The 23639-nt window shown below is 46.0% G+C and carries 19 protein-coding genes; 7 read left to right on the top strand and 12 right to left on the bottom strand.

Translation table 11 applies throughout. The features are described from left to right. Positions 1-13: 13 nt before the first annotated feature. Complete coding sequence (locus ACWYU8_RS09155) at positions 14-1705, bottom strand: L-lactate permease (RefSeq protein WP_457519100.1); 1692 nt, start codon at positions 1703-1705, stop codon at positions 14-16. A gap of 158 nt (positions 1706-1863) precedes the next feature. On the opposite strand from ACWYU8_RS09155, the gene ACWYU8_RS09160 reads away from it, so the two are divergent. Beyond that, entirely contained in the window at positions 1864-2763 is a 900-nt protein-coding gene (locus tag ACWYU8_RS09160) for a LysR family transcriptional regulator (protein ID WP_457519102.1), read from the top strand. A gap of 145 nt (positions 2764-2908) precedes the next feature. Beyond that, entirely contained in the window at positions 2909-4942 is a 2034-nt protein-coding gene (locus ACWYU8_RS09165; protein ID WP_457519104.1) for a prolyl oligopeptidase family serine peptidase, read from the top strand. 84 nt (positions 4943-5026) lie between these two features. On the opposite strand, the gene ACWYU8_RS09170 is transcribed toward ACWYU8_RS09165, so the two are convergent. Then, a complete protein-coding gene (locus ACWYU8_RS09170; RefSeq protein WP_457519106.1) occupies positions 5027-5524 on the bottom strand; it encodes a hypothetical protein in 498 nt (165 codons plus the stop codon). A gap of 195 nt (positions 5525-5719) precedes the next feature. Between ACWYU8_RS09170 and ACWYU8_RS09175 the strand changes: the two genes are divergently transcribed. The 5 genes from ACWYU8_RS09175 to ACWYU8_RS09195 all read left to right on the top strand — a co-directional run bounded on the left by ACWYU8_RS09175 (position 5720) and on the right by ACWYU8_RS09195 (position 11827). Then, positions 5720-8080 carry a Lon protease family protein gene (locus ACWYU8_RS09175; RefSeq protein WP_457519108.1) on the top strand — a complete coding sequence of 787 codons (2361 nt, stop codon included), beginning with the start codon at positions 5720-5722 and terminating at the stop codon, positions 8078-8080. Positions 8081-8287: 207 nt separating this feature from the next. Beyond that, positions 8288-8563: a GNAT family N-acetyltransferase gene (locus tag ACWYU8_RS09180; protein WP_457519110.1), complete on the top strand. Its 276-nt coding sequence runs from the start codon at positions 8288-8290 to the stop codon at positions 8561-8563. A 368-nt stretch (positions 8564-8931) separates the two neighbouring features. Then, positions 8932-9702, top strand: a complete 771-nt coding sequence (gene napG, locus ACWYU8_RS09185) for a ferredoxin-type protein NapG (RefSeq protein WP_457519112.1) — start codon at positions 8932-8934, stop codon at positions 9700-9702. Then, positions 9702-10556 carry a quinol dehydrogenase ferredoxin subunit NapH gene (napH, locus tag ACWYU8_RS09190; RefSeq protein WP_457519114.1) on the top strand — a complete coding sequence of 285 codons (855 nt, stop codon included), beginning with the start codon at positions 9702-9704 and terminating at the stop codon, positions 10554-10556. The genes napG and napH overlap by 1 nt, the downstream gene beginning before the upstream one ends. Positions 10557-10645: 89 nt before the next feature. After that, positions 10646-11827 (top strand): MFS transporter, encoded by a 1182-nt coding sequence (locus ACWYU8_RS09195; RefSeq protein WP_457519116.1) that lies wholly within the window; start codon positions 10646-10648, stop codon positions 11825-11827. A gap of 100 nt (positions 11828-11927) precedes the next feature. Here ACWYU8_RS09195 and ACWYU8_RS09200 read toward each other — a convergent pair whose 3' ends face one another. From ACWYU8_RS09200 to xdhA, 10 genes are all read right to left on the bottom strand, one after another. Next, positions 11928-12473, bottom strand: coding sequence for an ECF-type riboflavin transporter substrate-binding protein (locus ACWYU8_RS09200; RefSeq protein ID WP_457519118.1), 546 nt, complete (start codon positions 12471-12473; stop codon positions 11928-11930). A gap of 278 nt (positions 12474-12751) precedes the next feature. Then, positions 12752-13885 carry an HlyD family secretion protein gene (locus ACWYU8_RS09205; protein WP_457519120.1) on the bottom strand — a complete coding sequence of 378 codons (1134 nt, stop codon included), beginning with the start codon at positions 13883-13885 and terminating at the stop codon, positions 12752-12754. Continuing rightward, a complete protein-coding gene (locus ACWYU8_RS09210; RefSeq protein WP_457519122.1) occupies positions 13885-14262 on the bottom strand; it encodes a DUF3302 domain-containing protein in 378 nt (125 codons plus the stop codon). Before ACWYU8_RS09210 ends, ACWYU8_RS09205 begins: the two co-directional genes overlap by 1 nt. A gap of 432 nt (positions 14263-14694) precedes the next feature. Beyond that, positions 14695-16098: a uracil-xanthine permease family protein gene (locus ACWYU8_RS09215; protein WP_457519123.1), complete on the bottom strand. Its 1404-nt coding sequence runs from the start codon at positions 16096-16098 to the stop codon at positions 14695-14697. A gap of 284 nt (positions 16099-16382) precedes the next feature. Next, positions 16383-17612 carry a urate hydroxylase PuuD gene (locus ACWYU8_RS09220; protein ID WP_457519125.1) on the bottom strand — a complete coding sequence of 410 codons (1230 nt, stop codon included), beginning with the start codon at positions 17610-17612 and terminating at the stop codon, positions 16383-16385. Between the two features lie 126 nt (positions 17613-17738). Beyond that, positions 17739-18062, bottom strand: a complete 324-nt coding sequence (gene uraH, locus ACWYU8_RS09225; RefSeq protein ID WP_457519127.1) for a hydroxyisourate hydrolase — start codon at positions 18060-18062, stop codon at positions 17739-17741. Further along, on the bottom strand, positions 18059-18550 hold the full coding sequence (uraD, locus tag ACWYU8_RS09230) for a 2-oxo-4-hydroxy-4-carboxy-5-ureidoimidazoline decarboxylase (RefSeq protein WP_457519129.1): 492 nt from the start codon (positions 18548-18550) through the stop codon (positions 18059-18061). The genes uraH and uraD overlap by 4 nt, the downstream gene beginning before the upstream one ends. Continuing rightward, positions 18547-19443 (bottom strand): xanthine dehydrogenase accessory protein XdhC, encoded by an 897-nt coding sequence (xdhC, locus tag ACWYU8_RS09235; RefSeq protein WP_457519131.1) that lies wholly within the window; start codon positions 19441-19443, stop codon positions 18547-18549. The genes uraD and xdhC overlap by 4 nt, the downstream gene beginning before the upstream one ends. Then, positions 19427-21826: a xanthine dehydrogenase molybdopterin binding subunit gene (gene xdhB, locus ACWYU8_RS09240; protein ID WP_457519133.1), complete on the bottom strand. Its 2400-nt coding sequence runs from the start codon at positions 21824-21826 to the stop codon at positions 19427-19429. Before xdhB ends, xdhC begins: the two co-directional genes overlap by 17 nt. Continuing rightward, positions 21816-23228, bottom strand: coding sequence for a xanthine dehydrogenase small subunit (gene xdhA, locus ACWYU8_RS09245; protein ID WP_457519134.1), 1413 nt, complete (start codon positions 23226-23228; stop codon positions 21816-21818). Before xdhA ends, xdhB begins: the two co-directional genes overlap by 11 nt. Between the last annotated feature and the right edge of the window lie 411 nt (positions 23229-23639).

Below are 23639 nucleotides of genomic sequence, written 5' to 3' on the forward strand. Positions count from 1 at the left end.
CCTGCGCCTTTGTTTATTTCATCAATGCATCTGTCATCTGGAGGCCGTAAATCAACACCAAACCGATGATGCCTGTCATCACAAGGTAGTAGAATGTTGGAATGATGGTTTTGCGCAGAGTCGCACCTTCACGTCCTAACAGACCTACGGTCGCTGATGCCGCAACTACGTTGTGAATGGCGATCATGTTACCGGCAGCTGCACCGACGGCTTGCAGAGAAACCACCACTACACTAGAGATAGATAGCGTCTGAGCTACTTCATACTGGAACTGGCTGAACATCATGTTCGACACGGTGTTCGAGCCAGCGATGAACGCACCTAGCGCACCGATAGTGGCACTCAATGCCGGGAATGCCGAGCCTACAAGTTCAGAGGCAAAGTTCGCTGTCGTTACTGGCATACTTGCAAGGTCTGCACCGTTGACGCCTGAGTTAATGAAGATACGCACCATTGGAATGGTGAACACCAGTACAAAGCCTGCCCCAATTAGCGTTTTGCTTGACTCACCGAAGGCTTCACGCAGAGGTTTAGCGCTGCCATTTTGTAGCACTGCCGCAAGAAGAGCGACAAACACCAGGATGCCACCAGGTAGGTACAGCGGTTGAATTGCTGCACTGACACCGGCCTCACCCAGAATGTCGTTGAACGCTACACTGATGCTTAGCAGGAAGCCTTTGAACTCAGCGCTAACACGGCTCGCCACAAGAATCACTGCCAACATCACGTATGGTAGCCAAGCTTTAACCAGGCTCATTGGCTTACCGTGATTCTCTTGGATGTTCATTTTCAGAGAGCCTAGCCATTCTGCGGGCCACTTGTCTTCGCTCTCAAAATCCCATGTTGTCTTCGGTACCAGGAAGCCTTTTTTGGCTGCAGTAACAACAATCGCAAGACCAACCAAACCACCAATCAGAGACGGGAACTCAGGGCCTAAGAAAATACCTGTCAACGCGTATGGAACCGTAAATGACACACCGGCAAACAGGGCGAATGGCAGGATATTCAGACCTTCACTCCAGCTTCTGTTTTTGCCGAAGAATCGTGTTAGCATCATCGCCATTAACACTGGGATCAAGGTGCCAACTACTGCGTGAATCACAGCGACGTTGGCAGTAATGTGCTGTAAGTATGCTTCCCACGTTGAGCCATGGCTTATTAATGTTTCAGTAATGTTGTGCGAATCCAATCCTTTGTTTACACCAACAATGATTGGTGTACCTACTGCACCGAACGATACCGGGGTAGATTGAATCATCATACCCATCAGTACCGCTGCTAAAGCAGGGAAACCAATTGCTACTAGTAGAGGTGCAGCAATCGCGGCTGGTGTACCAAAGCCAGATGCGCCTTCAATAAACGAGCCAAAACACCATGCGATGATGATCGCCTGAATACGACGGTCGGCTGAGATATCCGTAAATCCGTTACGGATAGTAGTGATCGCTCCAGTGTGTTTTAAAGTGTTGAGTAAGAAGATGGCACCAAACACGATCCAAAGAACAGAGACAGTAATTCCTAAGCCTTGGAATACAGACGCCAGTACGCGAGTAGCTGACATATCCCAGAAGATTAGGGCGATAGCGACGGTAATACCGAACGCAACGGGCATGGCTTTCTTTGCAGGCCAGTTGAGACCAACCAGTAAAATGGCGGCCACAACTATTGGCGAAAATGCCACAAGGGCAAGTAGGGTTTCACTCATTTGTACATCCTTCGTTCGCAGACTTTCGAATAGTGTTTCGGTGTAGAGGCGACTTTTTGTTGTAATGGTTTTGTTAATTTGGCGTGAATCTACTCCTTTATTTTTTTTTAATATAGGGAAATAATGAAAATAATTAATTCCAAAAGTGACATAATGCGATGCGAGCAGACGACTTAATCCTGTTTTCTCAGGTAATCGAACTAGGTAGTTTTAGTAAGGTTGCAGAAGCAAATAACCTTACAAATTCAGTAGTTAGCAAAAGAATGGCAAGGCTGGAGGAAGAAATAGGGGCCCAGCTATTATATCGAACAACGCGTAAATTGACGCTGACTGAAGCTGGAAAGGTGTTGCTGAACAGTGCTAAAAATGTGAAGCAAGCCACTCAGGAGGCTATGGATGCAGTTGCGGGCTTTGGAGAGAATGTAAGCGGTCATATTAAGATGTCCGTACCAACCATTTCCGGAGACCTGATTCTTGCTGATGCAGTAGCCGAATTTTGTAACCTTCATCCGGGCTTAACAGTCGATATGTCGCTTGATAATCGCTTTGTCGATTTAGTGGCAGACGGCTATGATCTGGTTATTCGTACTGGGTATCTGGAAGATTCCAGCTTAATTGCACGACATATTCTTGACTCGCAATGGGTCGTGTGTGCTTCACCTTCTTATATTGCAAAGAACGGCAAGCCAATCGAACCGATTGATTTGACTCGTCATAACTGCTTCCAATATGCCTATCAGACTACAGGTGCGTCTGACTGGGAATTTAAGAGTGAAGAAGGTAATTATATCGTCAGAGTCTCGGGTAGTTTCTCTACCGATAACGCCACCGCGCTTCGCAAAGCGGCGTTAGGTGGCCACGGTATCGCATATGTTCCGCGTTGCTTGGTTTATCACGATATTCGCAATGGCCAGTTAGTCGATATTTTCCCTGAATTAGTGGGCAAAAAACTCGGTATCTATGCCGTGTATCCGTTTACTCGCCAACCGCCGAACAAAGTGAAACTGTTAATCGAGCACATTCGCGAGCGTTATTTAACAATTTCTCATTACTTCTAATTTTTCATTACTTATAAGCGCCTCATAGATTTAATAAATGTTTCGCGTTTTTTGTTGAAAACATACAGTCGCGCCCTAAGGTATGTGTTGAGAATTAATCTCAATTATAATCAGAACAATAGATAAACGGAGCAACACGGACGTTATGCATTACCCAAAAACTCGTAAAGACGCTATCGTGGACAACTATTTTGGCCACGATGTCGCCGATCCTTATCGTTGGTTAGAGGATGACCGCAGTGAAGAAACGGCAAACTGGGTTTCGAGCCAGAACTCAATAACTTTTGATTTTCTTGGCCAAATTCCTTATCGCCAGAAAATCCGCGATCTGGTAGCAAATAGTCAAAACTACGAAAAATACTCGCAGCCATTTGTTCGCGGTGATTACACGTACTTCTACAAAAATGATGGTTTGCAAAATCAAAGCGTGCTCTATCGTCGAAAAGGAGAGGGTGAAGCGGAAGTATTCCTGGATCCAAACACCTTCTCTGAAGAGGGCACAACATCACTTGGTGACGTGAGCTTCTCAAAAGACAACCGCTTAGTCGCGTACTCAATCTCAGAAGGTGGTAGCGATTGGCGCAAAATTTTTGTCATTGATGCAGAAACCAAAGCGCAACTTGAGCCTGAAATCGTCGACGCAAAATTTACCTCGATTTCCTGGTTAGGAAGCAAAGGCTTCTACTATTCCAGTTACGATAAGCCAACAGGCAGTGAACTGTCGGCCCGTACCGATCAGCACAAACTTTATTATCATGAACTGGGTACCGCACAGTCAGAAGATAAAGTTGTGTTTGGCGCATTGGACTCTCAGACACATCGCTATGTATTCGCAACGACGACAACGGATGATCGCTACCTAATTATCTCTGGTGCGGAATCAACTTCCGGCAACCGCCTGTTTTATATCGACTTGAACTCAGCAGCACAAGAGATTGTGACGTTACGCGAAACCACACAAGGTGATACGCACCTTATTGATAATCAAGATGAAACGCTGCTGTTTTATACCAACCTTGAAGCGCCGAATGGCAAAGTCGTCAGTTACAACACGCAAACCTCACAATGGGCAGAGGTCATTGCTGAGCAAGAGCAGCCGTTAGACGTGGGTAAAGGCGGCGGGTATCTATTTGCTACTTACATGGTGGATGTCCTGTCGAAAGTACAACAATACAACTACCAAGGTGAATGGATTCGTGATGTTGAATTACCGAGCGAAGGCACGGCATATGGTTTAGCAGGAAAGAAAGAAGAAACCACGCTTTACTACACTTTCACTAATTACGTCACGCCTCCGACGATTTTCTCTTTTGATGTGGAATCTGGTGAATCGCAGCTTTATCAAGAATCTAAAGCGCCATTTGATCGGAATGACTATGAGTCGAAGCAGGTTTTCTACACCTCAAAAGATGGTACGCAAGTACCGATGATCATCTCCTATAAGAAAGGCACTAAGTTTGATGGTACAGCGCCGACCATGCTTTACGGTTATGGTGGTTTTAATATCAGCCTGACGCCAATGTTTTCTGGCAATGTCGCCAACTGGCTCGAGTTAAGTGGTATCTACGCTGTCGCGAATATGCGAGGCGGTGGTGAATACGGAAAAGCTTGGCACAATGCCGGCACCCAGCTGCAAAAGCAGAACGTATTTGACGATTTTATCGGGGCGGCGGAGTACCTGATTGAGCATAACTATACCAACTCAGAGCATCTGGCAATTCGCGGTGGCTCGAATGGTGGTCTGCTGGTGGGCGCATGTATGACTCAGCGTCCTGAGTTGTTCAAAGTTGCGTTGCCTGCTGTTGGGGTGCTCGATATGCTGCGTTATCACACCTTTACTTCTGGTGAAGGCTGGAAGTACGACTTTGGAACGTCTGCGCAAAGTAAAGAGATGTTCCAGTATCTACTTGGCTACTCACCTGTACATAATGTCAAAGAGGATGTGCAGTATCCGGCGACATTAGTCACAACTGCGGATCATGATGATCGTGTAGTTCCCGCGCATTCCTACAAGTTCATTGCCGAGCTACAAGACAAGCATCAGGGTGAAAATCCGGTGTTGATTCGCATCGATGTAAATGCTGGGCACGGCGCTGGTATGCCGCTCAGCAAGCAAATCGACCTTACCACTGATGTGTATGCGTTTACTCTCTTTAATATGGGAGTTGAAGACGTATAACGCTTTGACGGTAATAAAAAATGCCGCGACAGAATCGCGGCATTTTTCATGGTTTTCATTGCCAATACTCATCTTATTCACGGCTTAATTGTAGAGGCGTGAAGTAGCAGGCTCTGCGGAGATCATGGCCTGTAAAAGTAAAAACTGTTCGTGCGCGCGAGTGACGTGTTTTAACTCAAGCATCCATTCGGCATTACGCTGGGCTGAACAAAACGCTGCCATATGTGTAAGTAAGTCTTCACTTTGCTGTGCAAGCAGGCTAGCCAAACGTTCAATGAGATCGTGTTTTTCCAATTGCAAAAACTGGAATAGTGCATAAGTTTGGTTGAGTGCCGAAAAGGCATCTTGCCGTAGTCCGAGTTTGTTGAGAATTTCTGATTGAGCCACGCTTGCGTCGCGTAGACCGCTAATCAGGCAAACGAATTGACAGGGCTTCGTCTGGTCGTTTTCCAGCGCTGAATGAATGTGGCGGGGTAAGTGATTGAGCACATCTTCATATAAACGATGCGCTTCAGGCCAGTGACCTTGTTGCATCAATTGTCCTGCTTTTATGTAATGCATCCAGCACTGATCAATTTTCATTTCCGTCTCCCAAACATTCGAATGGCCTAAATATAAATGAAAATAATTATCAATTGCAATCTGTGTAGTTTTAAATTTCGTGTTGTTTTGTTGCTTGTAAAGTGTTCAACTAAACCGTGATGCAACGTAAATCACTTAAAATTAAATAAATAATCTCTAAACTGAAGTGACGACAATAAGAAAAAGGAAGCGGATATGGCAATACTAAGATTGGAACCCAAGCAGCTGTATTCTGTAGCTGATCTAGAGAATATGCCATGTAAGTCGACCAAGGAATTACCTCCAATTGATGAAATCGTTGGGCAGGAACGCGCTCAGAAAGCGGTTGAGTTTGCGATGTCTATCAAGGAGAAAGGTTACAATATTTACGCTATTGGTCAGAATGGGCTAGGTAAGCGAACCATGATTCTGCGCTACCTGAACCGTCATCAACACGACGTAGAAGCGTTGTTTGACTGGTGCTACGTTGCCAACTTCGAAGATACTCGTACGCCGAAGGTATTAAAGCTACCTTGTGGTGTAGGTAACAAACTGCGAGTTGATATAGAAGCCTTAATGGGGAAATTGCTTAATGCGTTGCCACTGGCGTTTGATAACGAGATGTACTTTAGTCGTTCAGAGCGATTGAAGAATCAATTAGCCAGCAAGCAGCAAAACGAGTTGGATAGAATCAGCCGTGAAGCGAAAGAAAAAGGGATCAACCTAGTCATTACGAACCAGGGAGATTACCAGTTTGTCGCGATGAATGGTGAAGAACTACACACTGAAGAAACCTTCGATGCGTTGAGCAAAAAAGAGCAAGAGCAGTTCAGTGATGCTATCGATGAACTTGAAGTGACATTGCGCTCTATGGTTCGCGAGCTTACCGAATGGGAAGATACGTTTAGTGAAAAGATTAAAAAGCTCAATGACGAAGTGACACTGGATGTAATAACTCACTTCATTAAAAGCCTGAAAGTGGATTATTCGCAGTATCCTGAGATCAAAACTTATCTTACTGAGTTACAGAAAGACATTGTTGAGAATGCAGATATCTTTCTCGATCAGAGTGGCGAGCTGGGTGAAATTGCCAGTGCCTCATTAGATAATAAGTTTCCTCGTCGTTACAAAGTAAACGTACTGGTGAGCAGGAGCAATAGTGACTTCCCAATTGTGGTTGAGGAAAACCCCAACTATCACTCTTTGTTTGGTTCGATAGAAACGGCAACGTTTAAAGGTACTGTCTTTACTGACTTCTCACTTATCCGTGCAGGTAGCTTACACAAAGCTAATGGTGGTGTGCTTCTAATGGACGCGCAGAAAGTGCTGGAACAACCGTATGTGTGGGATGGATTGAAACGTGCCATTCGTTCTCGTCAGCTGAGTTTTACTTCATTAGAGAAAGAAGTGACCTTAACCGGTGCGGTGTCGTTAGATCCAGAACCGATCCCGTTGGATATTAAGATCATCTTGTTTGGCGACTACCGAACTTATCAGCTGTTGCAACACTACGATCCTGAGTTTAGCGAGTTGTTCCGGGTAACCGCAGACTTCGAAGATGAAATGCCACGCACACCGGAGTCTGAACTGCATTACGCGCGTTTTATCTCCAGCGTCGTCAACGACAACAACATGCTGCACTGTGACAGAAAAGCCATTGCGCGCATCATTGAGTACAGCTCTCGCCTTTCCGGGGATCAGACTAAGCTGTCACTGCATTCTGCGAATATTGCCAACTTACTCCGTGAGTCTAATTACGTCGCACGTCAGGCGAACTCCAATATGATTCGAACCGGGCATGTTCAGGAAGCCATGAAGAATCAGGAAATGCGTGTCAGCCGTTTGCGTGACAGTGTGATGGAGACGTTTGTCAATGGGACTACCTTGATACGTACTGAAGGCACCGCTGTTGGGCAGGTGAATGCGTTGTCTGTATTGAGCACCAGCGATTATATGTTTGGTGCTCCGAACCGCATCACCGCGACCACATGCTACGGTGATGGAGATGTGATTGATATCGAACGTAGTGTTGACTTGGGTGGCAGTATTCACTCCAAAGGGGTGATGATCTTGTCTGCGTATTTGTCCTCTGTGTTTGGCAAAACAGCGAGAGTGCCTCTGACGACAACCATAACCTTCGAACAGTCGTACGGTGGTGTCGATGGTGATAGCGCCAGTATGGCTGAACTTTGTGCCGTAGCGTCTGCGTTTTCGAAGCAACCTAATCGTCAGGACATTGCCATCACCGGTTCTATGAACCAGTTTGGTGAAGCACAGCCGATTGGTGGTGTAAATGAAAAGATTGAAGGTTTTTACGATGTATGTGTGATCAAAGGCCGTCATGATGGACAAGGCGTTATCATTCCTGCATCAAATGTGCACAATCTGATGTTGCGTAGTGATATCGTTCACGCGGTGGAAAAAGGTGAGTTTAATATCTGGGCGATCGATCATGTCACCGAAGCGATCGAACTGTTCACCGGCAAAGTAGCAGGGGAACCAACAGAAGAAGGTTCTTATCCGATTGATACGATATTTGGTATTGCTCAGGCTAAGCTCAATGCGTTAAGAAAGTAGCCAGAGTCTCGGGAAATGATCTGAGAAAGATCTCCTGGCTTTTAATGGCTAATTGCGAATGGAAATAGGCACTTTCGAGTGCCTTTTTCTCTTTCATATTTCGCAGCCCAGCTTCCTTGCGTGGTCGCCCTCTTATTCAGTGATATAATTTGATGCAATAAGCGAATGAAAACTAAGAGAGTACCTTATGCAGAAAGAGAGTAATGTATGAAAAAAGTGAGTCACGATATTGAAAATGGCATCTTTTGGGTCGATCTCGAACAGAACTTCAAAGCTAAAGTGGTATACCAGCTACAAAATGGTGTAATGCACATCACATCGACCGTGGTACCTGAAGAGCTCAGAGGAAAAGGCTGCGGCAAAGTGATGATGGAAGCGGTTCTGCCAGAGATCGAGTCTCTAGGTTATAAAGTGGTGCCTGTCTGCCCTTATGTCGAGTACTACATCGATAAGAATAAGCAGTGGACACACCTTTTGGCATAGAAATAAGAGCTTAGCTAAGGATTCTGATTTTTAATGGTATTTTTAAGTATATTTTTGCATAAGCTATTTTAAATCAGATTCTTATCTATATATTTCTTTGGGTTTTCTCAGTCGCTTTTAGCTTAATTTGGCGATGTGATTGATTTTATGTTGAATTTTTATACCGATGGATGTGGGGCTTTCTGGCTATTTGGCTGAACTTGTTTTGGCGGAAAGAAAAGAAGATTTTCAAAGTGTGAAGTAAATGGCAGCGTACAGTTGATTTGAATCAATAGAGGTTTGAGTTACCCCTTATGAGGTATGGGGAAGACGCACGTTTAGCGCTATTTATGCTTAACTTGATACGAGAGCTTCTTTGAGGAAAAGTGATGAAATCCTCCCCGTCAAAAATATCCCATAGTCGTCGCCGATTTTTGCGTGATACTGCTCGAACCGCTATGGGTGTCGGTGCTGCTGCTTGTGTTTTAGGGTTACAGTCTTTACAGAGTCAGGCCCGGGAAACCAAAGGCGTCCCTATCAGACCGCCGGGTGCTTTGCCGGAAGGCGATTTTGAATCTGCCTGTATTCGTTGCGGATTATGTGTACAAGCGTGCCCGTATGACACCTTAAAACTTGCTACCCTGTTATCCCCAGTCGCCACTGGTTCCCCGTACTTTACCGCTCGAAATATTCCGTGTGAGATGTGTGATGATATTCCGTGTGTGGTTGCGTGCCCGAGTGGAGCGCTTGATCCAGAATTAACCAATATCGATGATGCTCGGATGGGCACTGCGGTGTTGATTGATCATGAAACGTGTCTTAACTGGCAGGGGTTACGTTGCGATGTTTGCTATCGAGTGTGTCCTCTTATCGATGAAGCCATCACGTTAGAGAAAATTCACAACGACCGCACTGGTTACCATGCCAAGCTGATTCCAACCGTCAACACGGAGGTTTGTACTGGTTGCGGGAAGTGCGAACAGGCGTGTGTACTGGATGTCTCTGCCATTAAAGTCGTACCAACCGATTTGGCGAAAGGCAAGGTCGGCAGTCATTACAATTTCGGCTGGCAAGAAATAGATAAACCTTTAGAGAACGTGCTTCCAGCAGAGAACCCAGTACCCACGGGTGCACTAGAGTCTCTTAAAGGAGGTAAATAATGGCTAAAAACTTAGCGCAAGATGCCGGTAAAGAGGCAATTGAAAAGCTTGGCTGGTGGCGATCACATCGGTTTCTTATCTTACGCAGGCTGTGTCAGTTAACCATTATCGCGCTGTTCATGGCTGGTCCTACGCTCGGTATTCTCGCGGGTAATCTTTCGTCCAGTATGTTGCTGGATACCATTCCAATGAGTGACCCGCTTATCGTATTACAGGCGCTGGCCACTGGACATATTCCTGAATTTAATGCCCTCCTTGGCGTCGCGATTGTAGTGGTGGTTTATGCGATTTTAGCACCGCGTGCATTTTGCGCTTGGGTATGTCCGTTGAATGTGGTCACTGACTTTGCCGGATGGCTGCGAAGAAAACTCAATATTAAAGCGAGCTATCGCTGGTCGCCGTCTATCCGATACTGGTTGATACCCGTGCTGATGTTAGGTAGTGCTGTTTCTGGCACGATTCTCTGGACGTGGCTGGATCCTGTGGCTGCTTTACATCGAGGACTGGTTTTCGGTATGGGAGCGGGCTGGGTGTTAGTGGGACTCGTTTTTGTTCTGGATCTTTTACTGGTTGAACATGGCTGGTGTGGTCACTTGTGTCCTTTAGGTGCAACCTACGGTGTGATTGGCAAAAAGAGCCTTATTCGGGTAACGGCGGTACATCGTGAAGCTTGTACCAAGTGCATGGATTGCTTTTATGTTTGCCCAGAGCCAGAGGTATTAAGACAACCTCTAAAAGAGGGCGACCGCCGGGTGATGGATCAAAACTGCATCAGTTGTGGGCGTTGTCTGGATGTTTGTCCGGAACGTGTTTTTGAATTTAAAAATCGGCTAAAAGTGACAAATATAGAGTAAGTTTATCTGCTGAGTCATAAGTAATAATGATATTGCGAATTTGTTACAATTAGAGCTATGATGATGCCTTCATATTTAAAGGATGCATCATGAATACCTCATCTCAAGGCTGGAGAACACCGCAGAACTTCTTATTGCTCATCTCCATTATTGTACCTATCGCCTTTTCTAGCTGGATGGCGTTACTCAACAATTTCGTTATTGAAAAAGCCAATTTTGATGGCTCGGACATTGGTTTGTTACAAAGTGTACGTGAAATCCCGGGCTTCTTGTCGTTTACGGCTGTATTTGTCCTGCTGTTTATTCGCGAGCAACGCTTTATGCTGGTTTCACTGGCAATGCTGACATTCGGTACGGCAATAACAGGTTACTTTCCCACTTTGTACGGTTTACTTTTTACGACCTTGTTAATGTCCACGGGCTTTCACTATTTTGAAACGTTAAAGCAGTCCCTTTCTTTGCAGTGGCTTTCTAAAGACGAAGCGCCCGAGATGCTTGGTAAGTTCATTTCAGTCGGTGCGCTTGCTTCTCTTATTACCTATGGTGCGTTGTGGGTGATGCTGGAACAACTCAAACTCGATTTCAAAACCGTGTATCTGATTACCGGTGGGATAGGTTTTGTGCTGATTCTGGTGATGGCATTTGCTTTTCCTCAGTTTAAATCCACCGTGCCTCAGAATAAGAAATTGGTACTGCGTAAACGCTATTGGCTGTATTACGCACTGACGTTTATGAGTGGGGCGCGTCGTCAGATCTTCACCGTTTTTGCTGGATTTTTAATGGTGGAGAAGTTTGGTTATTCGGCTTCGGACATTACGTTACTGTTTCTGATCAACTACTTGTTTAACTTCCTGTTTGCCAAACGTATTGGTCGATTTATCGGTATCGTCGGTGAGCGTAAGGCGTTGATGTTTGAATACGTTGGTCTGATATTTGTGTTCGTTGGTTATGGACTAGTACAAACTGCAGAATGGGCGGCGGCGTTGTATGTGGTCGATCATCTGTTCTTTGCTCTGGCTCTAGCGATAAAGACGTACTTCCAGAAAATTGCTGATCCGGCGGATATGGCATCGACAGCAGGTGTTGCATTTACCATCAATCACATTGCGGCCGTTGTCATTCCAGTCACTTTCGGCGTGATTTGGTTGGTATCTCCTTCTAGCGTTTTCTATATTGGTGCGGGCATGGCGGCGGTTAGTCTGTTGTTCTCTCTTAATATTCCGGCAAAACCAGAAGAAGGTAATGAAACCCGAGTATTAAGGTGGAGTTAGTGTTTACTGCGATGAGTATTTTCTCTGAATAGAAAAATGGGATGCTGACGATGCATCCCATTTTTGTATGTCTGTTCATTTAAACGCACTGGCGAATCCGTTACGTTTCAGCCGCTTTGTCGTTCGCGCTCTTACGTTTGGCAATGGACTTGATAATGAAGAATCCGATGAGTGCAATTAATATCGTGTTACCAGCGGAAATGATTAACATCTGAGTCAGTACTTTATCAAACGGTTCCGAATATAAGATGGTATCGAGATAAGCGGAGCAGCCATAACCCAAGACATTGCCGATGAGAGCCAATATCACAAACAATATAAAGTCTTGCCTGTTGAATTCCCCGTTCTTGAGACGGTGACGGGTAAGATAAGGGAATAAACCGACAACCAGTCCCACAATACCTGAACCCACAACCCAAGTTAACCATACTCCCCAACCTGCAATCAGGTCAGTGATCCAGTGGCCGATAATGCCAATCAAGAATCCGACAATAGGGCCAAACAATACCGAGTACACTGCCAATATCGCCATGGCTGGTTTTAGTGTTGTATTGGCAAACACGGGGACACCAAACATAGGTAGCCCACCAATACCGTACAGTACGATGCCAGTTAAGATAGCTAAAAGCGTTTTAGAAAGATTCATAGAGAGCCTCTGTTTATAATCGGCTTTGAGTATCGTTTAATTGTATTACTCTGAAAATTCGATAATTTTGCTGATATTTAAATCTTAGCAGCAACCAAGTCGCTTGCGATTTGAACCATTTTTTTATTTGAGAAACGTGTGATTTAACTCACGCCTATTTGGAATGACAATATAAAAAATGAGGAGCTGATATTGCTCCTCATTGTGCCTTTCTACTCTGTTTGTCCATTAATGGGTCTAAGTACAGATTCTTTTAATGGGTTTAATGACAGATAGTTTTAATGGTCCAGGTACAGATAGTTTTGCCAGCTCTTCATACGGATAAGCACTTTACGCATGATAGAAACGTGGTGGAAGCTATCGGAGTAAACCGCAACTTCAACCGCCGTACCCATAGGAAGGTGGAATTCACTCAAGTCATCGGTGATTTTGAGTTTTACGAAAACTCTTCCACTGGTGCGAAGTGCATCTGTACCTAATAGGGTTCCGCGTGCCTGGAACTGGCTCTCACCAATTGCAGGGATAACTTCAACCACTTCTCCGCGAAATACTCGGCCTGGGATTGCCCGGAACATAAATTCCGCTTCAAAGCCAGGTTCAAGTCGTTGCAGCGAGTTTTGTCTGAATGCTGCTGTGTAAAACTGAGCGTCTTCAGTGTGTACAAAGGTCATAGCGGGGGCGAGTGGCAATGGCACTGCCATCACGCCTGGACGCAGAGCAAGTTGAGTGACGTAGCCATCTGTAGGTGCACGAACCACAGTTTGTTCTAAGTTAAACTCCGCTTTACGCAATTCGGCGAGCAATTGAGCAACTTGGGTGTTTTCACCGCCCACTTCTGAATTTAGCGCGATTTGTGCTTGCTCTTTTTGCTGTAATGCGACTTCCAGAGTGGCTTCTGCTGCTTTGTAGGCCTGACGTCGAGTATCTAGATCTTGCTCTGTAAATGCACCACGATCGAATCCTCTTTGGTATCGGTCAAATTCCCGCTTCGCTTTATCTCGTTCTGCTTGGGCTTTAATTACGCCTGCCTGAGCCTCTTGTAGGCCTGATTGAAGACCTAAAGCACCTTGGCTTGCTTCTTTGACTTTTGCTTCTAAGCGTGTGACTTCAGCTTCGAAAGGAGTAGGGTCGATTCTAAACAGTATATCCCCGGTTTTTAACGGTTGGTTGGCTTGCACTGGTACTTCAATGACACGGCCACGTACACCCGAAACAATTGGGGTAGTAGGGTAGGTCTGGCTACCTATTTGAGTAAACGGATGGTTGTAGTTCATCAGCAGCACTAGCGTGCCAATCAATACGACTCCTCCCAGTACAGCGGTTGGAACTGACCATTTGTTCAGAGGAATCTTAAAAATTTTGAAAATGGCTATACAAAAGGCTGTATAGGTCAGGATCAGCAATAAATCCATTATTTTTCCTCTTTACTTAGACCAGCGGCTGGCTTTTGCTGAGCTTGTGTCTTTAATACCGATACTTCATTTTTTAGCGCGTTTACTTCATCAATGAGCTCTTCCAGACGATGATGGATATCGTGTGTTTCTTGTTCTAATTGCTTAAAGCCCCAGCCTCGCTCTTTGCGCCATAATGTTGCCCAGATCCACAGAAAAGGCCAAAGGGCATGAAGTGTGAACAAACTCACCCAACCAGCGTAATGAATCGCGTCCTGGTGCGGGTGCTCTCTTTCTTTGGCTATTTCATAAGGAATATCGTGGATAACGATGATTCCGTAGAAAATGACCAAAGCAACGAAAATGAGTATCCCAAGTGCAAAATAATCTAGAAACATCTTACTTACCCGTGCTTGTTGCGATATGAAAAAAGTTACGTAAATGAGTCGCTTAAGTATTTGATACAAATATAAATGAATCAAGTTTTTTTGACACTTACTCCTAGTTAACTGCAAGATGCTTTGTTTCAGCTCAAGTGCTTGTCTTAAATATCCAACACCATTTTGAAGAGTAGGCTAGAATTGGCCAAAAGTTGGGTGAAATGCGCTTGATTCTCGGGATATGCGACCTTATCGCATCAGTAGATAAATGTAGGTATATAAATTAATAGATCTTGATCGGGAGAAGGAAAACAGATTGCAGTTTGTTAGGAGAGGTAACAGCAGTAGCTCGGGCAATCGTAACGGGGATATGAGTTTCAACAACCCACTCCGAGGCTTTTCACTGGAATGGGTTGTAAACGTTTTATCTCAGCTTGGGTTTTAACCTTGCTACTTTTCTAACGCAGGCTTTGATAGTGTTTTTGGCGTTTCTTTTGGACTCGCTTCCTGTGAACCTTCGTTTGATGTTTCTGGTAACACAATGGTCATCACAATCGCCGCGATACCGCTGGTGGTCACGGGAGAGCCGAAGACGCTCTGCAGGATTTTTGGCATGCCTTGCAGAATTTCAGGGACAAGCATCACGCCAAAACCAATGCCGAATGAGACGGCGAGAATCATCAGATTGCGGCGATCTAACTCTTCGTTTGCAATGATTTTAATGCCCGCCGCTGCAACCGTACCAAACATAACTAATGTAGCTCCGCCAATAACCGGTTTAGGGATGGTAGTCAGAATGGCACCGATGAGTGGAAACAACCCGAGTGCAACTAAAATCAGCGCGACGAAGTAGCCGATATAGCGACTCGCGATACCAGTCAGATGAATAACACTATTGTTCTGGCTAAACGTGGTGTTCGGAAAAGTATTAAATACTGCAGCGATCAGCGAGTTCACACCATCGCCGAGAATGCCGGCTTTAATACGTTTGAGATATTGCGGGCCAGATACGGGTTGCTTGGTGATAATACAATTCGCCGTAATATCGCCCGCTGACTCGATCGCCGTGATGGCGTAAATCACCGCAATTGGCACAAACGCATACCAGTCAAAATCAAATCCGTATTTAAAAGGAACAGGGATACTTACCAGAGGCTGGTTAAATGCCCCTTCTAAGTTGACCATGCCCATAAAGGCTGCCAGAACATAGCCAATAACCATACCGATCAAGATTGACGACAATCTTACCATTAGGTTTTTAGAGCGATTTAAAACGATGATGGTGGTTAAAACAACCGTCCCCAAAACAAGGTTGTTCCATGAGCCGAAGTCTGGCGCGTTGAACCCGCCCGCAAGGTCGGTCATTCCGACTTTAATCAAAGATATACCTATCGTTGTTACCACGATACCCGCCACGACAGGTGTGATAATACGTTTAAGTTTGCTGATAAACTGAGAGAGGATGATCTCGACGAACGCGCCGACGAAACAAACGCCGAATATCATAGCCAGAATATCTTCCGGGCTACCGCCTTGAGATTTAACGATAAAACCAGCAGCCAGAACGGAACTCAGAAACGCGAAACTGGTGCCCTGAACGCAGACTAACCCTGCGCCAATCGGGCCGATACGGCGTGCCTGAATAAAGGTGCCAATTCCTGACACGATTAACGCCATACTGATGAGATAGGGAACGTGTTCGCCGAGCCCAAGCACACCGCCGATGATGAGGGTTGGAGTAATGATTCCGACAAAACTCGCAAGTACATGTTGTAGCCCTGCGTATAGTGCTGCGCCAGCCTTGGGCTTGTCTTCTAACCCATAAATGAGGTCGTGGGCTTCCTGTTGAGACATAGTGACTTCCTTGTATTCATTATTGTGTACTATTTTATGAATACACTTGAGCAAACTTTGTGCCATAAGTTTCCTGACTGTTTAGTCAAGTTATTCCATACACTTAAGTGAATTTGAGTTGTAATGTGATGCAAATATTGTGTTGTATTGGTGCAAAACTGTTCAATTTAGTGCATGAGTTACTCGTTTATTCTTTGTTTGTTTTAGTGCTTAATTGATTGAATTTTCCATAAAAAAACCACCTGAATTTCAGGTGGTTTCAATGGAGTGATGAACAGGCAAGATTAATTCAACACGTCTTTTAAGCGTTGTCGCTCTTCAGCCGTCATTTCTGTTTTATTCAAGAATGGCATGTCTGCACTTTCGACCGAACGCACCAGAATTCTTGCTTTCCAACGCTCGATATCTTGCCAGCTGTCGAACACGGCACCACTTGGAGCTACCTTGAACACATCATCCGTTGGTGTGGAACTATGGCACTGGCTACAGCGTTCACTGATGATCTGTTTTGCGATCTGCTGTTCTGGCGTCAGTGATACCTCAGTGTTCACTTGCGCGTGAGGGTTGTCTGCACTGGCAAGATTATCTTGTGCTGTGCTACGAGAAGTAGACTGCCAACTCACCAACACGGCCAGTACCAACATAGCAAACGCACCGCTTAAGATGACACCTGGTCGATTTTGTCCGACATGTTTAAGGTTAAAGTAGTGACGGATATACGCGCTGATGATCATAACGAAAAAGCCAATCAGCCAGTTCAGCGGATGTTGATAGATCATTGGGTAGTGATTACTGATCATCAAGAAGATCACTGGCAGAGTGAAGTAGTTGTTATGAATCGACCGACGTTTCCCTTCTAGGCCCGGAGCTGGGTCAACGGCTTCGCCCGCCATAACTTGAGCGACCATTTTGCGTTGTCCGGGAATGATTTTGTGGAATACGTTATTAACCATAATCGAGCCGATTAACGCGCCCATATGGATAAAAGCGCCACGTCCGCTGAACAATTGAGTAAAGCCGTAGAAAAACAGCGCGCCAAAAGCGAGTAGTGCCGTACTAAACAGTACGGTATTACGGCTTAAAGGCGAACGCATCAACCCTTCATACGCCACGACACCCAGTAAAATACCACCCACGCCGATACCAATGGCTTGTAGTGATGTCAGCTCCATGACTCTAGGATCGATAAGATAAGCCTGTGCGTTGAAATAGTACATCCAGATCATTAACGCAGAGCCAGTTAGCCATGTTGCGTAAGCTTCCCATTTAAACCAATGCAGTTTTTCCGGCATTTTTTCCGGGCCTACCTGATACTTGGCGACTTCGTAAAAGCCACCGCCATGCACTGCCCAAAGATCGCCTTTGATGCCTTTATCTTTTTTCCATTTTGGCGGTGTCTCTAAGTTGTTATCCAGCCATGTGAAGTAAAAGCTTGCTCCAATCCATGCGACGCCACAGATCACATGAAACCATTTGATAAACAGCGCCAGCCATTCATACAGTTGCGGCCACATCGTAATATTCCTTTTTAAATTTTGATTCCTTGAACATGCGTTCGTTAAAGATTGTTCTTTGAGAGGGGGATTTGCCCAACTGCCTCACTGAAGAACAATCATCTCTTCTCTTTGGGGCGTTGCCCTCTAACTTCCTCGGTAGCTCGAATAAGAGAATGGGGATAGAAGAAGAGGAATGTGGTAGTTACCCTCGTCATAGACGTTGAAATGTACGTCTATAAGAGGAAAGAAAGCGCTACCAAACTGCGCATCACAATAAGGTGCGATAAGAAAACGCAGCGTATAGCCCTGCTTTTCCAGTGTTACTTCTGGGAATTTGGCACGACCATCTTGATCCGTGCTGCCCTCCGCCAGACATATATGGTCGTTGAGGCTAAATAGTTGAACTTGAATACCGGCAGCAGGTTTTCCGTTTGCGGTATCTAAAACGTGGCAACTGAGTTGTTTCATAACAAGGCTTCCATTCTGATGTTACTGATTTTTTGTTGTTCTATTGCTGCTTGGTGTAGCTCTTCGTCCCGAGACCTATTGATTCGGGCTTTGAGTAAGTTGAGCATCTCTTCGGCAGTCTTGTTGGTGGCGCACACGATAAAAATAAAACCAAATTTGTCCTGATACTCGCGGTTGAGCGTAAGCAGTTCTTGCAACACATCGGTTGAAGCTTGCTTAACGTTTTCTTGCTCCTTTTCACTGAGGTCTTTGCCCTGCGAATACTTTTTTTTCAGGCTATCAAGATCGCCAATCATCGGGTGGCCTGCAAATGCTTCAAGCCAGTCGTTTTCTCTTAACTTAGTAAAGGCAATCTCGGCGCTGCGAAGTAAAGAGTCTGCTGAGTCAAACGGCATGCGGATGTTCATCTCTTGCTGCCAACGTTTGCTGGTACAAATTCTCCCTAACTGTTCGTCATTTAGGTTCAAGGCAAGGTTTACTGTACTCATTGATGATTTTCCTTGATATTTTTTCGAGCAAGATTGGCTTTCTGCCACTGTTCTTCGTTGTGTGATTTTGCCTCCAAAGGCCCTGACGTTTGATGATTTTTAAACAGATTCATCAACTGAGCGGAGACCGAAACCGCGACTTCCATTGGTAACTTGCCTGTGATGTCGGGGTGACCAATCGGACAAGTGAGCTGCTCAAGCAAGCTGACGTTGGTTAATTGTTCTTTAAGACGGAACCTGAAACGTTGGCTTTTACCTTGTGAGCCAATTAATCCCACATACGCAAAGCGCTTGCTCTCTAGCGCTTGCTGAGTCAGCTCAAAATCAAGCGCGTGGTCTTGTGTCATGATCAGCACGAATGTGTTGTCTTTGAGTGTGTCAATCGCATCGACTGGGTTCGCGTGTAGCTCTGTTTCTATCCCTTTTTGCGCTATAGGCACCAGCCACTCAGGGCGACAATCAATGACTTTTACATGGCAAGGCAGCCCACTAAGTATGTTGGTGAGTGCCTGACATACATGACCCGCACCAAAGATTGCTACTTGCGGCGTTTGTGTCTGGAAGAATTCGAACATCACTTGCACCGCTCCACCGCAGCATTGGCCGAGATCCGCAGACAAGGCGAAGCGTTCGATGATGGGTTCACTCTGTTTACGTTTCAGGCTCTCACGCGCTTTAGCGATTACCTGATACTCGAGGTTACCGCCGCCAAGCGTATCGAACTGACTCTGCGCAGAGATAACCATTTTTGCGCCACTCGAGCGCGGCACCGAGCCCACATATGCCAGAACTGTCGCAATGCAGTACGGCTGACCTTGCTGCTCTAGCTGTTGGCAGGCGGCTAACCAGTTCATACCTGGGTTAGTGAGGTAGGTATCATTTTTCGACGACATAAGCTTCCTCCGGCACAAGTTGGTCCGCGAGCCACTGTTGCTGATGTTCACAGGCATTTAGAATTTCTTCACCTGTTGCTGGCGCGTGCAGTGCTGGAGCGCATTGATGTTGACTGAGGGAGGCAACCGCATCGTAAATGGCACACCAGACACTGTTCGCATGCATGAATGGTGGCTCGCCAACGGCTTTAGAACGGTAGATGCTGTATTCCGGATTCGCTTGTTCGTACAGATCAATGTGCATCTGTTTCGGGTAGTCACCGATGGTCGGAATTTTGTAGTTCATCGGGCTGTTGCTTAAAAGGTGTCCATTTTCACCCCAGACCAACTCCTCAGTGGTTAACCAGCCTAGACCCTGAATGAATGCGCCTTCAATTTGCCCTTTATCAATTGCCGGGTTCAGGCTGTTGCCCACATCATGAAGAATGTCGACTTTTTCGACGCGCATTTCGCCAGTTAGGGTGTCGATCGTGACTTCTGAACAAGAGGCACCCAGAGCGAAATAGAAGAACGGACGACCTGTCGCAGTGGCTCGGTCATAACCAATCTTAGGCGTTTGGTAGAACCCGCTTGCAGAGAGCGAAATCCGGTTCATATACGCCAACTGAACTAACTCTGCCCAACTGACGGGTTTTTGGTATTTTGCAGAGGATTCGATACCGACAAGCTCACCGTTGATGATATCTGCTTCTTCCACTTGATAATGCTCGCAAGCGAAATCCAGCAAACGCTGTTTAATCGTTATTGCCGCATTATGTGCCGCCATGCCGTTCAAATCAGCACCTGAAGACGCTGCCGTTGGCGAAGTGTTTGGTACTTTATCTGTACGGGTTGAGGTAACCAGAACCTTGTTAATATCAATGCCAAAAGACTGAGCAACTATCTGCTGAATCTTGGTATGCAGACCTTGGCCCATCTCTGTGCCGCCATGTGATACCTGAAGTGTCCCATCGGTGTAGACATGAATCAGAGCGCCTGCTTGGTTAAGGTGTGTTGCGGTAAACGCAATCCCGAATTTGAGTGGCGTTAATGCCAGACCTTTTTTCAGTACAGGATGACTTTGGTTCCACTGATTGACTGCCTTACGGCGGACCCGGTAGTCACTTTGCTCTTCAAGCTGATGCATGATGTCGAGCATCGCATCATGCTGTTCGACTTCCATACCATACGGGGTTGTTTGTGCGCCTTCGCGATACAGGTTTTTGTAACGAATATCGAGAGAGTCTTGCCCAACTTTAAGTGCTAAATCCTGCATGGCTTTTTCAATCGCGATCATGCCTTGAGGACCGCCGAATCCACGGAAAGCAGTATGGGAAACCATATCGGTTTTAAGCCTCTTGCCAACCACGCATGCCTGGCCCAGAGAGTACGCGTTATCCGCATGGAACATGGCACGATCGACAATGGCATCGGACAGGTCAGGGGAGTGGCCACACAAACCGTTCACTTCGATATTCGCGGCAATGATCTGTCCCTGAGCGTCGGCTGCAAGTTGGTAACGATTGTAGAAGGGGTGACGCTTGCCTGTGGCTGTCATATCCATTGAACGAGGGAGACGCATTTTTACCGCGCGTTTTGTGTGATGAGCGCCAAGTGCCGCTAAACATGCCCATTGAGCGGCCTGACTCTCTTTACCGCCAAAACCACCGCCCATGCGGCGCATATCAACGGTGACTCGGTTAAAGTCTACAGCCAATACTTCGGCGACTAACTTCTGCACTTCAGAAGGGTTTTGGGTTGACGTACGCAAGAAGATGCCGCCATCTTCGGTTAATTCTGCAAGACTGACCTGACCTTCCAAATAGAAGTGTTCCTGACCACCGACATGGATATCGCCCTGAAGATAGATTGGCGCCTGATCAAAGACTTGTTGTTCAACTCTTTTGCCCATTTGGTGCGGAGGCAACAGGGGAGCCTGGGCAGAGGCTTTTTGATAAGTCAGCGCCAGGTCGCCCGTTTCGAAATATTCAACCTTCGCCAGACCTGCGGCTTTCCACGCTAGCTCATGTGTCGTCGCCAGGATCAGGGCAATAGGCTGTCCGAAGTACTTAATCTCGTTACCTATCGCCAGTAATGGATCGCCTTTGAAAATTGTGCCGATGTCTTTCTCTCCGGGAATAGACGTTTCAGTCAGTACGTTAACCACTCCTTCTGCGCACTCAACGTCTGACAAGTCGAGTTGAGTAATATGACCTTTAGCGATCGAACTGGTGATAACCGCAGCGTGTAAGCAACCTGCTGGGATGGCGTAATCATCGACAAAAAGCGCCTCTCCGCTGACTTGTTTCGCGGCACTTTCATGCTTATAAGATTTCCCCACGATTTGTTGGGATTCTGGGAGTATGGTTTGTCCTGATTCAACCTGAGTTAACTTACGCATCATGCACCAACCTTGTCTCAATGCTTTGAGACTCTAAATAAAAACGTTTTAGCAGGTTTTGAACCAACTTGATTCGGTAGGTATTGCTGCCTCGCACATCACTTAATGGATGGATGACCTTCGGCACTATTTCCTGAGCTTGCTGAACGACAGGAAGCGACAATGGTTTACCAATAAACAAGGCTTCCAACTCGCCAAGGCGCACTGATTTCGCCGCAACACCGCCAGCAGAGATAATGCAGTTAGTCACGCATTGGTTGCTGTCAAACGCCATGTTCAGGCCCAACGTGACCGTCGCGATGTCATCTTCGTAGCGTTTACTCACTTTGTAGATAGCGTGGCGTTCGTTTTTAGCCAGCTGAGGCAAGTGAATCGCACTGATCCACTGGTTAGGCTGAAGTGCAGTCTGGCGGTATCCGGTAATGTATTCTTCTGGAGCTAGCAGCACTTTGTCTTCGCCGTCGTCTAATTCAATCAGACCGTGAAGGCTGATAAGCAGTGGGGCGATGTCTCCAATTGGAGAGGCGTGACCAAGGCTGCCGCCAAGTGTCGCTCTGTGGCGGATAGTCAGGCTGCCTAAGCGTTCAATCACTTCATCAGCGGTTGGGAAATGTTGTTTAACAAACTCATGCACCTGAGCCATCGGCACCGCTGCTCCAATGCGCCAGCCAGCAGACGTTTCTGAGATCGTCAGCAAGTCGTCAACGTGAGACAAGTCGATCAGTTGCGGTAAAGGCTTATGTTGCTGAGTCACCTCAAGTGATAAATCCGTTCCGCCTGCGATCATTTTTGCCCCTGGCATATCCTTGATTGCCTGAGCGAGTTGTTGCCGGTTTTGCGGGCGCGCATAGTTTGGCTCATCGACTGCGGAGACAGAGGAGATCCATGTTTTGACCGTCGCTTCATACACGCTGAGCGGATCTTCAATATGACTTGCAGCAATGGTGTTTGCCGCGTCAATCAGTGGGCCGTAACCTGTACAACGACATAGGTTGCCAGATAAATAGTGAGTTGGGTTTTGTGGCACTTCTTCTTGCTTCGACAGAGCATAGAGCGACATAACAATACCCGGCGTACAAAATCCACATTGAGAACCGTGATGATCAACCACGGTTTGCTGTACGGGATGAAGCTGATCGTTCTGTTTAAGGTGCTCTACGGTAATGATTTGTTTACCGTGCAGAGCGTGAATTGGTGTGATGCAGGCATTGATTTGTCGGTAACTCAGTTTATCCGTGTCATCGATATCAACCACCACCACAGTACAAGCGCCACAGTCCCCACTGGCACACCCTTCTTTAGAGCCTGTCATGTGTTTTTGTTCACGCAAGTAGTTCAAAAGCATGGTATCTGCCTTTGCTGATGTCACTTTAACGACATCATTGTTAATCATGAGCTCTAACATAACTTCCTCTGTTTATTATTGTTAAAAACCTGTCCATATGGTCAACTCAAGAGCCTCATATAGCTTGCGCAGTCTTGGCGAAAGCACAAGCTAAGGATGAATCTGTTATTCGTTTTGTCTTTGAGCTACGAGCAAAGTTCTTTTAGGACTAAAGCAAAAACCTGACCAATTGGTCGTATTTTAAAAAATAACATTCCATTTTTAGCTTGAAGGCTTATATATCAAGCATAATAGGCGTGTCAGAAAACCCCAATATTTCGCAATCAACGGTTGGTTTGACGGGATTGTGTACAATGTTGGTGCTAAATTCTGTACATTCTGCACTTGTTTGGTGCGGCTTATGTTTGATTGAGCCATAGTGATCCCCGAAACCAACGGTGAGCTGAGCGTTCTCAGGGTTGGCGCGTATCT

This window comes from Vibrio limimangrovi (assembly GCF_054064025.1).